We start from the raw sequence: 15889 nt of genomic DNA, 5'->3' as shown, positions 1-15889 counted from the left end.
GTTCAGCCATCTCTTTAGGTTTAAGAACTGCCATAATCTTCATCTCCACATATTACCTTTAGTAAAGATTATAGCATTTGCTTCTACTAAATTCTATAAATTTCTATTTCTTTCTATGGCTTAATTTATCATTTCTTTCTCCTAATAGTTTTTGTAAATATTTTGCTACTAAAATTTCATTATCATTAACGGATTTTATTGCAACAAGATCACTCAAGATTTTAAGCTCTTCAGTATCAGTCAAAACATTATTCTCTTCAATAATTTAATTTTCCTCTCCAAAAATCAAATCGCTTTCACCTTGATTGTAGCCGCTGAGTTCTTGATAGTAAAAAAATATGACTATCATTTATTCAATGACAATCATATTGAAAAATATTAATTATATTTTTGCTTTATCTTACTGAAGCACCAGTTGTGGTATCAGTCTCTGGTTCCGGAGCTGGCTTTCCTTCTAACTTAGAAGCACCAGATACCGCATCAGTTTGCTTAACTTGATTTTCGTCAGTTACCGGATATTCCTTGCGTCTGCTTGGATCAGTATTAGATGGCAAATTATCAGCAGTATAAGCAATGTGCGTCAATTTAGCATGCTTAACGTCATCAATTGTCTTGCATCCCGTTAATTGCATATCAATCTTTAATTCATCATTTAATTGTTCAATAACTGAAGCAACTCCATGCGCACCACCTAAGGCTAAACCATAAAGATATGGACGACCGATTCCAACAATGTCAGCACCCAAAGCCAAAGCTTTAAAGATATGAGAGCCACGACGGACACCTGAATCAAAGATAATTGGCACCCGATGATTTACTGCTTGCGCAATTTCTGGCAAAACATCAATGGTAGCAGGAGCACCATCAACTTCACGACCACCATGATTAGTTACGTAAATTCCATCAGCACCGGCTCCAATTGCTTTATAGGCATCTTCAGCACACATAACACCTTTAACAAAGACTGGCAAACCTGATTCTTTCTTAATTCTTTTAACATCTTCAGGACCAATCTTTTGCGCAGAAGAAGCGTACATTTGAGCTACGCTTTGACCTTTACCTTTTGCACCAAGGTAACGCTTAAAGAAGTCCAATGGTACAGGATAAGTAAAGTTAGTCCGCAAGTTTGCTTCACGATAACCTGATACCAAAGCATCAACGGTTAAGAAAATGCCTTGATAACCAGCTTTTTTAATTGCATCAAAAACCATCTGATTAAAATTCCAGTCTTTACTCAAATAAAGTTGGAAAAACCTTGGTGCTTCTGGAGCTGCAGCTGCAATTTCTTCTACACTCTTATTAGCATAAGTACTAGAACTAAAGAGCGCACCAGCCATAGCAGCACCCTTTTGCGTTGCGACTTCCGCATCTTTATGTGCAATTCCATGACAAGCAATTGGAGCGATCATAATTGGCGTCTTTAAGTGCATCCCCATAAAATCAGTATCAGTTTGCGGATCAGCCATCTCAGTCAAAGCACGAGGTACAATTTGAAAATGATTAAAAGCAGCAGTATTGTTACGCCAGGTCCATTCATTTTCTGCACCCGAAGCAATATAATAATATGCACCTTCTGGCATTACCTTCTTAACACGTTCTTCAAGTTCATCCACATTCACCATCTTGATTTTTTCATCGCGGTCACTTTGTGGAAAGCCTTCGTAGTAGTGGGTCATTCGTTTTTCTCCTCTCAATATATATTGTATGTTAATTTCATTATAGTTTGTAAGCGGTTTTGTTGCAAATTGATATTCTAAATTTATATATGATCAATCAAATTTATATATAAATTTTAGTAATAAAAAAATATCTGTAAGAGCTTACAACAAAAGTTGTATAATAAAGACGTTGACACTATTACTGCAAGAACTTACTTAAAGCAGATTAGTGGCATTTTCTTTATTGCATGCCTTACTGGATAGGTTGCACTGCAAAAATTAAGAAAAAGAGGCATAATTTATGAAAAAAATTTTAGCGATTAATTCGGGTAGCTCTTCTTTTAAATTTAAGCTTTTCACCTTTCCTGATGAAAAAGTTATCAGCGAAGGGATGGCTGATCGAGTTGGGCTTAACGGCTCCACCTTTACAATCAAGGTTAAAGGTGAAAAACACCAAGAAAAAGTTGACATTCTTGATTCCGAAACTGCCGTTACAATCTTGCTTGAAAATTTAAAAAAGTATGATTTAATTGACGATCCTAAAGAAATCATCGGAATCGGACATCGAATTGTTGCGGGTGGTGAAGAATTTAAGGACTCCACCTTAATTGATGAAAAGTCACTACAAAAGATTTATGATTTGAAACAATATGCGCCGCTTCATAATACCGCTGAAGCCGATGTCATTAAGGCCTTCATGAAAGTATTGCCTGGCGTCCCTGAAGTCGCTGTCTTTGATACTTCATTCCACCAAACCTTGGATCCAGTGCACTACTTGTACTCACTTCCATATAAATACTATGAAAAATACGGTGCAAGAAAATATGGCGCACATGGCACTTCGGTTAGATATGTTAGTCAAAAAGCCGCTGAAATTATGAAACGCGACTTAAAGGACTTGAAATTAATCGTTTGTCACTTAGGATCTGGTGCTTCAGTTACCGCTGTGAAAGATGGTAAATCATTCGATACTTCAATGGGCTTTTCACCAATGGCGGGTATTACGATGAGTTCCCGTTCAGGTGATGTTGATCCTTCTTTACTTGCTTTTGTCATGAAAAAGGAAAATCTTGATGCTGATCAAATGCTTAAGGTTCTAAACAACGAATCTGGTTTGTTAGGAATTTCAGGCATTTCACCAGATATGCGTGATTTACGTGGTGACATGACTAAGCTCGAAGGGGAAAAGAAGAAGCGTGCTGACTTAGCTAGGAACATTTTCATTAATCGAATCATTCGCTATGTTGGTGCTTATACCCTTGAAATGGGTGGCCTAGATGGTATCGCCTTTACAGCTGGTGTTGGTGAACACGACTTTGGTGTCCGTGAACATGTCATGGATTCACTCGAACTTTTAGGCCTTAAGCCTGATTCAGCCGCTAATAAAGAAAATGCCACCATTATTACCAAGCCCGACTCAACTATTGTTGGTATGGTTATTCCAACTAATGAGGAATTAATGATTGAACGCGATGTTGTCAGAGTAGCTGGCTTAAAGTAAAAAATAGAGAAAAGAAATAAGACGAAGGACAAAATCCTTCGTCTTATTTTGCGTATTAAGCCATTGCTTTTTCTTTTCGTTCATTATATGCGTAATAAATCCAAGCAACAACACCAAAGGCCACTGGACCAATAGCCGTCCAGAATGAAGTTTGCCAGTCTCCGGTAAAGAGTGGTTCGATACAAGTAAAGATAATTCCGACCGCAACCACTAACCAAACAACAATTGTCGTTGCCCAAACTTTTTTCTTACCTTCAATAAAAACAAATGGCCGATCTAAGTCTTTTTTAGCTTTAAAAAATGGGTAAGCAGCAATTAAAAATAAATATGGTGCTGATGAAGAAACATTCATCATATCCATTAAAATTGTATAGAATTGTTGTGCTCCATTACCACCAAATGAAATAAATAAGATAATAACGCTAACCACAATTGCTTGTACCCACATCGAGAATTCAGGCATATTGTGCTTATTTAACTTAACCATCTTCTTAGGCAATAGTCGCGGATCACACCCCTCAATAAATGATTTAATCGGTGAATAAACCATCAAAAAGGCAGCGGCAATTCCTGATAACACATCCGCAATTCCGGCCAAACGAGAAAAGACAGTTCCAATTGCCAGTGAAGTAGAATGTGATAGACCTAGGCTATGACCAGTGACAATACCTAAATTATTAATCAAAACATATTCGACATTAGCTAAGTCAACACCTTTACCACCTAACGATTTGTTCCAATTAACAGCCACCCCACACATAAAGATGTTTACAACATAAAGTGCTGTCATTAAGACCATGGCCGTAATCAGAGCCTTAGGATAATTCTTTTCCGGTTTATCAACTGAATCAATTACTCCTGAGGTTGTTTCCAGACCACCATAGGCAAATAAAGCATAGACAATAAATGAAATAACCGCAATCGGTGACTGAAATGCTGGATTAGGTGAATGAACCATATTTTGTGCGGTCACTGGTTCAGCTAATTGCCCACGATTCAAAATAAATACAAAAAGTGAAACTGCTGTAAAACCAATGGCAATTCCTAAAGTAAAGATCCCACCAATATTATTAATCGCCTTTATTTTATCAATTCCCTTTGCGGCACAGAATGTAACAATTGCCAAAAAATAACTTCTAAAACACCTAATAATTGGGTTGAAGTTAATGGTCCTAAATGCCAACTTTGGGTTGTATCATGACCAAAAATTGCAGTTGAAACTGAAACCAAGAAGAATTGGGTTGAAGAAACCAACCAAATCACCCAAGCTGATAGCCAAATAAAAGTTCCAATAAATGCTACTTTTTCATTAGTAGATCCTTCAAGCCATGAAAAGATTCCACCTTTAATTCCTTTAAAGGAAGCACCATATTCAGCGAAAATTAAGGCTGATGGCAAGAAGAATAAAATAGCGGTGACAATATACCAAATGATACTTGAATAACCCATTTGGTAAAAAGCTGTCAGAGAATTACTAAATCCAAAAATAGAAGAAAAAATCATCAAGACCAGACTACTACGACTTATCTTGCTGTGATCATTATTCTTCATAAAAAATAAAACAACTCCTTTAACATAAACAAACAATTTCTATTATGAACTTTTATCATGATATTTTCAAAAAGAGCTTTCGAATAAAAAAAGACGAGATAGCATGATGCTATCTCGTCATGGAACGACTTACGCTTCGTATAGCAATTAAATCATTTAAAGAGTAGTAACTGCAGATAACTTTTTTGGAAAATCATTTCAAGAATGAATATTTTTTATTTTGTAGAGTTTTTAGAAACAATATTCCATCAGTACGTGTTATCTGCAGGAAACGTATATTACTTGGCTGTTTTAACTAACTTAATATTGCCTGATCTAACCCAAGTGTTAGTTCCCTTGATTCTGTAGAAAGTTGTTCCTTTCATAAATTTCTTTGCATCAAATTTAACTTTCTTAGCCACAGTTAAGTACTTCTTAGTGTATTTACCATTAGCATTGTAAAGTTTAACACCATACTTCTTAGTAGCAGCAATCGTACCACGGGTATTAATCTTTTGAGCCTTTGACACTCTACCAACATTAGCTACTTTTACAAAACGGTTCTTGCCCACTCTGTAGTATTTCTTGCCTTTGATGGTATAAATCTTGCCATTATCAAGAATCTTAGCTTTAGTGTGGAGTGCCTTTAAGCGATAGCCATCCTTAGATAAAATCAACTTGCCATTTTTGTCATAAACAAAAGCATTATGAATGTAAACCAAGTTTTTGGTATTTGCTACGGTTGCTTTTTGACTTATATTTTGTTTATCAGTATTTTCGGAAGATGTATTAACAGTTGTTGCTGTTGAACTTGTAGTTACTGATGTAGGTTCTTCAACATTAGTAATAGGAGTAAATGAAAAGTCAGTACCATTATCTACTGGTGCATTATTCCAATCTGACTTATTTGAATCAGAATCGTTCTTAATTGCATCATCAGCTTTTTGACTTCCCTTCTTGTCACCATTTTCAGGTACTACAGGAGTATCTTGTACCCAATCGGCTGGTGCTCCAACGTCATATGGATTATGTGGAATTACAGTTGCATCTGTATCATTTGAAATCACGAATTGAACAAATGGCAACGTCATATATCTACCAAAGTCATAAAAAACAGGATTACCATTTATCTTTTTGTTTGATGTAATCCTAGGTAAATTACCAAACAAATCTGTTTTTTCTGTTAAGAAACCGTTACTTTCAGACACTCTACTTACGATTTCTACAGGTATTTTCTTTCCCATTTCTTTTTCAATTTCTTCAATCACATTCTTACCAATAGTATCTCCAGTCATTATCCATTTATACCACTTATTAGGTAACAGATATGAAGCATTTCGCTTAATTTCAATAGTATCTCCTGGTTCAAGAATCAAAACATGTTTTTTATTATAAATCTGTTGATTTTTTTATTTCTTACAATGATAGCATAGCCACTGAATTTAGAGTATTTGTCCGTTTCATAACCGTATTTTTCATCAACATTTTTTTGTTCATCGTCGGTATTATTAATATTTTCGGTATAACGATTTACAGCCTTTTTACCATTTATAAACATACTAGAATGATTCATAAAATAATTTCTTACATCATCACTAGTTAATCCCTTGATGAATTTAATTTTATTGCTCCTCTTAATAGCATCATCATAATTAAAATTAAGTTCATAAGCTGTGTCAATCGAATCGCCATTGTTTACAGGTTGCTTAACATCATTATTTGTATTAACTACAGGTTGACTCATTTTAGGTTGAGCATTGGTGGCCGAAGACTTTGAAGTATCGTTCTTATTCTCTTCTGATTGTGCAGCAGATTTTGATCCTGCTAATTTATTTGTATCACTCTCATTAGCTACTACAGCAGAATTAGGTTGTGATACTGATTTGCTACTACCAGCATTTGTAGTAATATCTGCCTTAACTTGATCATTCAAATTAGCACCAGTTAATGCTAAAGATGCTAATGCAATTGCGGCTAGACTAGTAACTTTCACTTTTTTATTCATCTTTTTCTCCTCATTACTTTCTTAACCAATCTTTTGCATTCTACATCTTGTTATCTATCAAAATCTTTATATATTCGTAATTGCACTAACATTTTTTTATTTTAACAATTTTTTATTAATAAATGCTTTTAATATAAAAAAGCAGACCTTAATGGTCTACTTTAGTATCTAGTCATAATCAGTTGGGTTAATATCTGGTTTAGGTAGATTTGAGTTTTTATTCAACACAACACCTTGAATACCATTTTCGTAAGTCCAGTCTTTGAGAGCATTCATTTCTCCACTCAAATAATATTTACTAATTAATTCATTCCACTTATCCCATCTATCTAGTGGAACATTAATTAGTCCTGCCCCATGGTCAATCATTAATTTATTTGCAGCTAGTGTAGCAGTGCGCTTGTTCCCGTCCCAGAATAATTGATTACGCATATTATGATACATCAACGTCATTGCCTTATCTGCAATTGAAGTATCACTATGCATTAACTCATCAAAAAATTTTTCTTCTTGTTTATAGTTTAGACTATCTGGTTTGTACTCTCCCCGATTATTGCCCAACTCAACTGTAACTTCCCCAGTTCTAAAATTTCCTGGATCTAATGAATCATAACGTGCTACTAATAAATTAATGTTTTGTTCAATTTTCAAAGAAAGAGGCTTATTTTCATTAATTATATATTGCCATCCTCTCTTTAACTGTACAATTACGTTAGTATCATCTATTGACACACCTGCAGCACTCATTCCATCAACAATGGTTTGGGTTTGAGGCAATGTCGTAGTCAATCCTTCAAAACGTGAATTAGTAAATATTAATCTAACAAGATTTTTCCTAGCAAATCTTCTGTTCTGATCTTGCGTCAAATGAAATTTATCAGGATATTGCATATTCTCACTCCCTTATTTTTATCTAATAATCATTACTAATATCATACAGTACAAATTCAACTATTAGAAGATACATAAAAATTTAAAATTTTAATTATCTTATCCTCTGCCACAATAACTCTGGTCGCTGAGCTAATTCCGCATAAAGATGGCGACCATTTACGCTAATCCCCTCAAATTCACGACCTGTATGAAAGTGACCTCTAGCCAGCACTTTACCTGAGCGTTTCAATTTAAACAAATAATCATTAAAGGCCAAATAAATCTGTTTTTTATGCTTGTCATAGGTAATTCCTTGAACGGGAGAATCATTGCGCATAAAATCTCCTCTAGTAGCGCCAATCTCTTTAGGATACCAACTATTACCCTGACGAATAACTTCCCAATATTCAAAACGGTGGTCTGTGGCATCATGGTAAACGGCAATAAATTGGTGACCATTTACAAAAGTAGCATTATGGAAATAACGACCTGTTCTAGCTGAATGATTCCAAACTTTAAAAGTCCAAATCTGTTTAATTTGCAAATTGTTTTTACTAATCTGCATAATTTCTTCTGATTGAGAGCTCTTGCGCAATAAATGGTTATTAGCAATCACATAAATATACTTTCGAGTTGAACCGATTGCTTGTCCATGTCCCAATTTAATATATGGGCTTATCTTAACATGGGATGCAAGCCGCAGAAATTGTGACCAGGGTAGCCATGACAACTTTTGCATAACATAGCGATTAGGTACATGATTAAACTGATAAGAAACAATGTGAGCACGTGTATCATGTGGTGAATGATACATTGTTGCATACATTGAACCATTTGACACGGTCAATCCTTCTGGTACTGGTCCCACCGTTCCAGTTACCGAATCACTTTGACATAAAGTCGCAGGTTGATAGAAATAGGTTTTCAGTCTAAAATGTCCACTTTTCAAAACATGCGGTCTAGTTTCCGGAGCAAAGCTTCTACCCCAATTACCAGACGTCTTATAGTGTTTAAACCAGCTACGAGCACTGTCTCCAGCTTGTGGTTTTTTGGTTGCTTTAACAATGCCCTCTCTAGCATTAGCTCTCACTTGAACAACTGTCTGAGCATGAGCTTTACCATAAGAATAACTTACCCGATAGCTTTCCTTTTTACTTGATGAAACTTCTGCTCGAGATACTTTAACTTTACTTGGCTCAATTACCGTTCCTGCTGCATCTGTTGCATAATTAATCGCATCCCTAGTTGGAAAACTATAATGCGAATTCTTCACTAAACTAATCTGATGTACAACTGCAATTTTTCTTCTTAAAAAAGCTCGCTGATTGACCCAACCGCCTCTATGTCCGTCTAACCAAACATAGCAATACTTATTGCCGCGAACTTTTCTAACTGCACTGGCTTGAACATTGCCATGTTTAAACGTATTAGCAAGGCATAGACTTCTTGACGGACCTTTACGAGTTAAGTTTTGATAAATTCTATAAGACGTATGCGGATTAATCATCTTAGTCTGAAATGGATTTAGTTCTCGCGCCCAAACCACTTGCGGCTTCAAACATAATAACGTCATCAAACAAGCTAATCCTAAATAGACTTTTACTCTCTTCATTCTTATTTTTACAACTCCCTAAAAATAACGCAAAGTCTATTGTAGGTCAGTGAGATTTTTTATCAATATTATTATTAATTTTTAGATCAAAAAAGCGTAAAGGACAATAATTCATCCTTTACGCTACAATTTTTATTAACTTTTTCTAGTTTTGAACAATTAAGTTCTTCAAATCATCTGATAATTGAACTGGTGCGTACTTAGCACTTACTACTTTAATAGTAGAGGTCTTTAAGTATCTCTTCTTACCAATATAAGCATATCTGCTCTTACCGTTTTTAACGATCATCGATGACTTGTACTTCTTACCGTACTTGATCTTCTTCTTGGTTGCCTTAAAGTAAACCTTTTTAGCCTTAGCACTCTTCTTATATGCGTAGTAGATCTTTGCACCCTTTTTTGACTTAGGTGAAACAACGATGTACTTTAATGCTCTATTATTGTAAGCATCTTGAATGGCTTTTTGGTCACTTTGTGCTTGCTTGTACCAGTCTGCTTGACTTGGAACTGTTGCTGAAGGGGTAACATCAGTCGAAACAACATAAATTGCACATTGTTGTCCATCTACAGTTTGACTGTCAACATAATAGAAAGTAACAGAACCTTGATCGTTCTTAGCCTCGTTAGAGAAGTAAAGCTGGATGGTTTGACCTTTAGTATAATTTGAATCCATTGACTTTACGATTTTACCATCTTGGTTTACAGCGTAAAGCTTAGGATTAGCATTATTAACTGTAGCTGATACTGATCTACGCTTAATACTAATGGTACCTTTTTTGCTTGAAGTTTGTGTAGTTGCTGCATGAACTGGTTCTGCAGCAGACACACCTGCACCAGCTAAACCAGCTGAAAGCATCACTGCGGCAGCTAATGAAGTAAATAAATTCTTAGTTTTCATCGATATAATCTCCTAACGTAATCTCTTATAGTTCAATTATAACATTTTTTATTATTCGTAAAGGTAAAGATACGTCCCCCATTTCACTGGTTCTTGCTTACTTGGCTGAATTGCAAAATACAGAACAAAAATCCAACCTAACGGTATCAGCATTAACAGAATCCACCAACCTGTATAATTGATATCATGCAATCTTCTTACAGCTAGGCCTAATTGACATAATTTCAAATAAAGATAGATCAAGCCCCAAATGATCATGCCAATAATTACTATCGCTGAAATATGGTTACTATTGAAAGCAAAACCATTAATCATATCAACAGAATCATTTTCATAATGTGAAACTGGCATAAGTGTAGCACAAAAAGTAATAATGCCCCCGATCCAGATTAAAATCTCGCTTACAATGATGCCAATCCAGAAACTTCTTCTGGTAGTTCTTGCATTCCAGGTAAATGGTCGCAGAAAAGTTTCTTTCATAATTTGACCAAAACTAAAAACTGGGGCCTCACCATCTAACTTTCTTTCACCCTGGTATTCTTGTTTGTAATATGGCTCGCTCATCGCTTATTCTCCTAATTCCACATAAATTTTGACAGCTGCTTTAATAGTTTGATAAACAGTGGAAACATGCAAAGTATGAGCTAAAAATTCTTCCTTCTCGGCTCTGGTCATTGCCGAGTCAAAGAAGACCTTGATCTTCATCTCAGTTACTACTGATTTACCATGACCGAGATTCTCCGTTTGTGCCTGATTTTCTACCCTAAAATTTTTAACATCAAGTTGATGTGCTTTAGTAATCATCCCTGCCGACATCACAATACATGAATTAACACTACCACATAGATACTCAACTGGGTTGGGACCTGCATCATGTTTAACATCATCACAAACAAAAACATGATCACGTACTTGGTTGGCAATTTGCCATTCTTTATCTTCTAACTTAGATTTAACTACATATTCGCTCATATTTTTCCCTCTAATGATGGTCAATTGCGCCATTCAAACGCTTACGCCAAATGAAATAAACTACTAAAATCAATGGAACTAAGACTAATTCTACTGGATAGAACCATTCTATCGGTAAAGCAGAATCAATTACACCACTGATCATCGGGCCAAAGGCCATAGCAATATCTAATCCTAAATAAAAAGTAGCACTAGCTAAGCCTTGTTCTTCAATCGGTGCTAACAACAGCGCAGTTGATTGCAAAACTGAATAAATGATCCCATAGCCTGACGCCATTAAAGCTGCCGCTAAAGCCATTTGCCAATCATTATTCATTATTGCGAGCAAGATAATATAAGTAGCCGTTGAAACTAGACTTAGCCAAAACCAGACGCCAAAACGTACTGTATCAAAATACCTTTTTAGTCCTACTCTAATAATCAACAAAACAACCGCATAGATCAAGAAATATGATCCAACTGCGACAGTCAGATGTTTTTGTTCTACATAAGTTACAATATCTGCCTGTGTTACAAAATACGGGATAGCAAATAAAGTTGTCAAAATTGCCACCGGTAGGACATTAAATTGAATAATTTTGAAACTCTTTTTCTGCGTTCGGACGCGCTTTTTATGCAAAGCATGATCACCCACAAACTGAATTGCTACAATCATTAGTAAAGCTGAAACAGCTGATGCCACCAAACTTGTTCGATAACCTATTTTTTGATAAATATTAATCGAAACTGCTGGAGCTAACGCCATTGCCAAAGCATTCATTAAACCATAAAAGCCCATTGCTTCACCAACATGTTGGCGCGGCACTAAAAAAGCAAGCCAGGTAGTCATACAAACTGTGCACAGGACATAACCGGTGCCGTTAATTAACCTAAAGAGCAAAAGCCAACCACTTGAGGGAGTCAAAACGTAACCCATTACCCCTACAAAAATTAAAGTGCCGCCAATAAACGATAAGCGGTATTTAGAAAATTTATCGGTTAAATTGCCAGCTACCGGTCGCAAAAACATTGCTGCTGAACTCATAATCCCGACAATGATTCCAGCAAAAGCACTGCTAGCGCCTAATTCTTTGGCATATCCATTAATCAAAGGATTAACAAACATTGTACTAAACATAAAAAAGAAAGATGCTGCCATAACCAGGACAACATCTTTGGTATAAATTGATTTTCTCTTCGCCAAAATGATCCCCCAATTCTGCTCTAATTATACAACTATCACAGAATGATCATTTAGCAATTTTTAAACTAACAGTAAAAACAATGTCTTCACCTTTGTGGTGGGCCGAAATTTTACCATGAAAAGCTTCCACTAATTCCTGTGCCATGGCTAGACCAATGCCAAAGCCACCTTTCTTAGAATTATGTGACTTATCATCACGATAAAAGCGATCAAAGAAATGACTATAGTCTTTGCCTTTACCTTCACGATAAGTATTTTCTACCCGCAAAACTGCATATTTACTTAAGGTACCACCTTTAGTCAATTTTACCTGAATCTTGCCATGAGGATCACAATATTTCTGGGCATTGTCCAATAGGATGTTAACTATCTCAGCTAAAGTATGTTTTTCAGCTAAAACATTCAGCCCTTCACGCACCGATACTTGATAAACTAAGTCATTCTTCTTCATGACTGATTTAAAATCTTTAGTCGTTTCTTCAACAATTTTTGAAAAATCAATTTTACTTAAGGTAAGTTCACCCATCTCGCCGGTACGAGCTAACGAAATCAAACGATTAATTAATTTGGTTAATTTTGCTACTTGCTCTTTATTGCTTTCATTCCATTCAGAATTATTGCCAAGCATCTCTTCCATTTCTGTATTCGCTGAAATAACTGCTAATGGTGTTTTTAATTCATGACCAGCATTAGTAATAAACTCCTGCTGCTTATGATAAGCATCAACAGTAGGCTTGATTGCTTTACCTGAAACTAAAATCAAAACTAAAGCGAAGACAATCAAAGCTCCTAATCCTAAAACTAAAGCTACCCTGAATAATAACCAAAAACGATTAAAAATTAGGGTCTCATTTAAAAAGACAATCATCGTTTCACCAGTAGAATTTTTAGCAACTCTGAAGGCATATTGATTTTGCCCTAGGGCGACTACACCGCTTTTGTCTCCATTTTCTAAAGCTGCTCTGGTAATATTCTGAATCTTAGAATTATTAACCTTGTAAACATTATTATCGTTGATCACATGTACGCGATGACTTTCATCAATCATTACTGCAAAATAGCGATACTGATAAACCGCTTCAGGATTATATTGCCCACCTAAAAAATTGCGATTAATTGGATCGCGTTGGTCACCAAAAGCTGGCTTGGCATTTTTAGGTGATAAATGTCCTTCATTTTTAACTAAAGCTATCAGCACCCGATCGACTTCATTTTGACTTTGAACATGAGTCACCCAAACTAAGCCGCCTAAGGTCAACAATAGGACTACAAATAAGGCAGCAACAGAAGTACCAATAAACTTCCAACGAAATTTTTGAATCATCTGCTCACCTACTTAACTAACTTATACGAGCCAGCCTTATCGCCTTCAATTCGAACTGAACTTTGAATTGACTTCAGTTTTTGTCGCAAGTATGAAATATAAATCCAAACTACATCAGCGTTTGCATCAATATCATTTTTCCAAACATGATTAAGCAATTCTTCCGTTGATAATTCCTTATTTTGATTTAATAAAAAGTAATTCATCAACTGGGTCTCAGTTCCGCTCAAACGAATTGAGTTATGACTAACTAACTGCTATGAAAAATGTATATAAATGTGTACAGTATCTTGTTTAATTTGTACGCATTATGGTCTAACGTATTTGCATTTTTCTTATCGGCGTCCTCATCAGTATTCCGATATCTCATCCAGTGAGGCAATCGCATTGACCGACTCTTCCGACATAAAGGCTGTAAGCCCAGCCTCGTTTTTAATAATTTGTTTTATCTTTAAGCTGCTTTGTTCAGCTCCGGATGCTCAATTAAAGCATACAGGTTTTTGACCGCGTTTTGATCGCGGTCATTTTTATATCCGCATTTGTAGCAGACATATTCATTGTGCTTGGTGCCATGCTTTTGATTGCCTTGCAAGGTGATCTTTTCATCGCCTTTTTTGACGAATCCGCAATTGGCACATCTTTGCGTTGATGGATAAAGCTTGTTGGCAACAATCAATTCCTTGCCATACCATTCACACTTATAAGCCAAAAGCTGTCTGAAAGTTCCAAACATAGACCGATGCACGCCTTTAGAAGCTGCGTGACTCATGAGCATGTCTTTAACCGACAGCTCTTCAATGACGATCTTGTCATAGTCTTTAACCAGTTTAATAGTGAACTTATGCATCAGGTCCTTTTGGATATTGGCACACTTTTCATACTCACGCTGCAGCTTGGCTCTCGCTTTAGCGTATCTGTTTGATTGCGTGCCTTTAATCAGACCATTGACGGTTCTCTTTTTAGCCAGCATTCTTTGATAGAATGCAATCTTCTTATATGATTTAGTCAGGCTTTTGGGCAGAACCAATTGCTTGCCCTCAGTATAATTGAAGTGGCCGACATTGACATCAACTGCTGTATATTTTCCAGACTTTGGCCAAGGCTTGGCATCTTCAACCTTGAAAGGAATGGACAGGTAATATTTATCGTTCTTTCTTGTAATAGAAAGAACGCCAAACTTGTCAGAAAGTATTCTGCCTTTAAATTTGATTGGATGCCATTCGCCTTTGTATTCTCGTGATTTTTCAAGATAGAGCAAGCCGTCTTTTAACTTTGCTTGATCGCTTTTAAAACCCTGTTTAGGAAGCTTCTTGGACTTAAAGCCGGGTTTGCCTTGTCTGGCTTGTGATTTATCAAAAAATGCCTGCCAGGCTTTGCCTAAATCTTGAACCGCCAGTTGAAGCAAATGCGCAGAATACTGATATTGCCAGTCCTGCTTCTGCTCAACCATCATGTTGCGAACCAGACGCCAATTGGGCATTGTCTTAAGATTAATCTTTTCTTCTTTGATGCCATTCTTATTAGGAACAAAGCGATAAGCGTAAAAAGGCAGAATTCTTCTGTCATCATAAAGATCATTCCATAATTCCAATGCTTGATTCCAGCAGCATCTGCGATAATCGCAAAGCTGATCAAGCACAATTTTCATGGTTTTGTCTGGATAAAGACGATAGGTTCTAGTCACTATCCTTGTCATTCTTATTTTCATCTCCTTTCAAATGCTTATCGTTTTCGATTTTCTTTTCATATCTTCTTAAACCATAAAGTCGGCATGAAAATACGTGTATGATTGATGTTAAATCGCTAACCAATTCTTTGTCTGGTGAAGTATCAACATCATTTAAAACAACAATATTAGTACCATGACGCTTGCAAAATCGTTCGAACCAGTCAAACCCGAATCTTACAAATCTGTCTCTATAGGTGATGTAGATATTAGCTATTTTCTTATTTTCAACATCTTCAAGGAGATTATTCCACTTAGATCTTTTATAGTTTAAACCTGAGCCAATGTCGGTTATTTCACGATCAAGAGGTATTTGATTGCCTTGTGCAAAATTTTTAATATACTCAAGCTGTCGAGCTAAGTCATTCTTTTGACCATGTGAAGACACACGAGCATAAGCAACATTGATCCTTTTTATTGGCGGTTCAGTCGGCAATCCTATAACTTTTCGAATTTCAGATTCATAGTAAAAACGCTGATTGGTTGGAGTACGATGAGCTTTAAGCTTTCCAGTTTTATCCCAAACTTGCAGAGTATGAACTTGAACGCCAAGCATTTTAGCAGCTTCGCCAATTTTTAAAATTTTTTCCATAAAATAAACTTACCC

At 36.0% G+C, this 15889-nt stretch carries 14 protein-coding genes and 2 pseudogenes; 1 reads left to right on the top strand and 15 read right to left on the bottom strand.

Translation table 11 applies throughout. The features are described from left to right. Positions 1-103 precede the first annotated feature (103 nt). Positions 104-244 carry a hypothetical protein gene (locus CP366_RS10720; RefSeq protein ID WP_158227331.1) on the bottom strand — a complete coding sequence of 47 codons (141 nt, stop codon included), beginning with the start codon at positions 242-244 and terminating at the stop codon, positions 104-106. 151 nt (positions 245-395) lie between these two features. Next, the gene (locus CP366_RS07765) at positions 396-1676 is read right to left on the bottom strand and encodes a lactate oxidase (protein ID WP_005723285.1); all 1281 of its coding nucleotides are present in this window, start codon (positions 1674-1676) and stop codon (positions 396-398) included. Positions 1677-1959: 283 nt separating this feature from the next. Here CP366_RS07765 and CP366_RS07760 point away from each other — a divergent pair, with 283 nt between their 5' ends. Beyond that, positions 1960-3159 (top strand): acetate/propionate family kinase, encoded by a 1200-nt coding sequence (locus CP366_RS07760; protein WP_089146236.1) that lies wholly within the window; start codon positions 1960-1962, stop codon positions 3157-3159. A gap of 55 nt (positions 3160-3214) precedes the next feature. On the opposite strand, the pseudogene yjeM reads toward CP366_RS07760, so the two are convergent. The 13 genes and pseudogenes from yjeM to CP366_RS07695 form a co-directional block, all read right to left on the bottom strand. Next, positions 3215-4710, bottom strand: a pseudogene (gene yjeM, locus CP366_RS07755) (glutamate/gamma-aminobutyrate family transporter YjeM). Positions 4711-4988: 278 nt separating this feature from the next. Next, a complete protein-coding gene (locus CP366_RS07750; protein WP_143438844.1) occupies positions 4989-5984 on the bottom strand; it encodes an SLAP domain-containing protein in 996 nt (331 codons plus the stop codon). Positions 5985-6061: 77 nt separating this feature from the next. Beyond that, positions 6062-6694, bottom strand: coding sequence for a hypothetical protein (locus CP366_RS07745; RefSeq protein WP_089146234.1), 633 nt, complete (start codon positions 6692-6694; stop codon positions 6062-6064). A 168-nt stretch (positions 6695-6862) separates the two neighbouring features. Beyond that, positions 6863-7585, bottom strand: coding sequence for a Fic family protein (locus CP366_RS07740; RefSeq protein ID WP_013086576.1), 723 nt, complete (start codon positions 7583-7585; stop codon positions 6863-6865). A gap of 94 nt (positions 7586-7679) precedes the next feature. Next, a complete protein-coding gene (locus tag CP366_RS07735) occupies positions 7680-9179 on the bottom strand; it encodes an SH3-like domain-containing protein (protein WP_089146086.1) in 1500 nt (499 codons plus the stop codon). Between the two features lie 145 nt (positions 9180-9324). Next, positions 9325-10077: a hypothetical protein gene (locus CP366_RS07730; RefSeq protein ID WP_005728136.1), complete on the bottom strand. Its 753-nt coding sequence runs from the start codon at positions 10075-10077 to the stop codon at positions 9325-9327. A 51-nt stretch (positions 10078-10128) separates the two neighbouring features. After that, a complete protein-coding gene (locus CP366_RS07725) occupies positions 10129-10641 on the bottom strand; it encodes a DUF805 domain-containing protein (RefSeq protein WP_013086579.1) in 513 nt (170 codons plus the stop codon). A gap of 3 nt (positions 10642-10644) precedes the next feature. Next, positions 10645-11049: an OsmC family protein gene (locus CP366_RS07720; RefSeq protein WP_089146087.1), complete on the bottom strand. Its 405-nt coding sequence runs from the start codon at positions 11047-11049 to the stop codon at positions 10645-10647. Positions 11050-11059: 10 nt separating this feature from the next. Continuing rightward, complete coding sequence (locus tag CP366_RS07715; RefSeq protein WP_089146088.1) at positions 11060-12232, bottom strand: MFS transporter; 1173 nt, start codon at positions 12230-12232, stop codon at positions 11060-11062. A 46-nt stretch (positions 12233-12278) separates the two neighbouring features. Then, complete coding sequence (locus tag CP366_RS07710) at positions 12279-13556, bottom strand: cell wall metabolism sensor histidine kinase WalK (RefSeq protein WP_089146089.1); 1278 nt, start codon at positions 13554-13556, stop codon at positions 12279-12281. An 8-nt stretch (positions 13557-13564) separates the two neighbouring features. After that, positions 13565-13813, bottom strand: a pseudogene (locus CP366_RS07705) (winged helix-turn-helix domain-containing protein); the annotation flags it as partial. A 194-nt stretch (positions 13814-14007) separates the two neighbouring features. Continuing rightward, entirely contained in the window at positions 14008-15252 is a 1245-nt protein-coding gene (locus CP366_RS07700; protein WP_223876140.1) for an RNA-guided endonuclease TnpB family protein, read from the bottom strand. Next, positions 15233-15874: an IS607 family transposase gene (locus CP366_RS07695; protein ID WP_061204417.1), complete on the bottom strand. Its 642-nt coding sequence runs from the start codon at positions 15872-15874 to the stop codon at positions 15233-15235. Before CP366_RS07695 ends, CP366_RS07700 begins: the two co-directional genes overlap by 20 nt. Between the last annotated feature and the right edge of the window lie 15 nt (positions 15875-15889).

Origin of the sequence: Lactobacillus sp. UMNPBX15 (genome assembly GCF_002553785.1) — a bacterium.
Classification (GTDB): domain Bacteria; phylum Bacillota; class Bacilli; order Lactobacillales; family Lactobacillaceae; genus Lactobacillus; species Lactobacillus crispatus.
The sequence above is the reverse complement of the archived record's forward strand: the minus strand, read 5'-3'. Positions and strand labels throughout refer to the sequence as shown.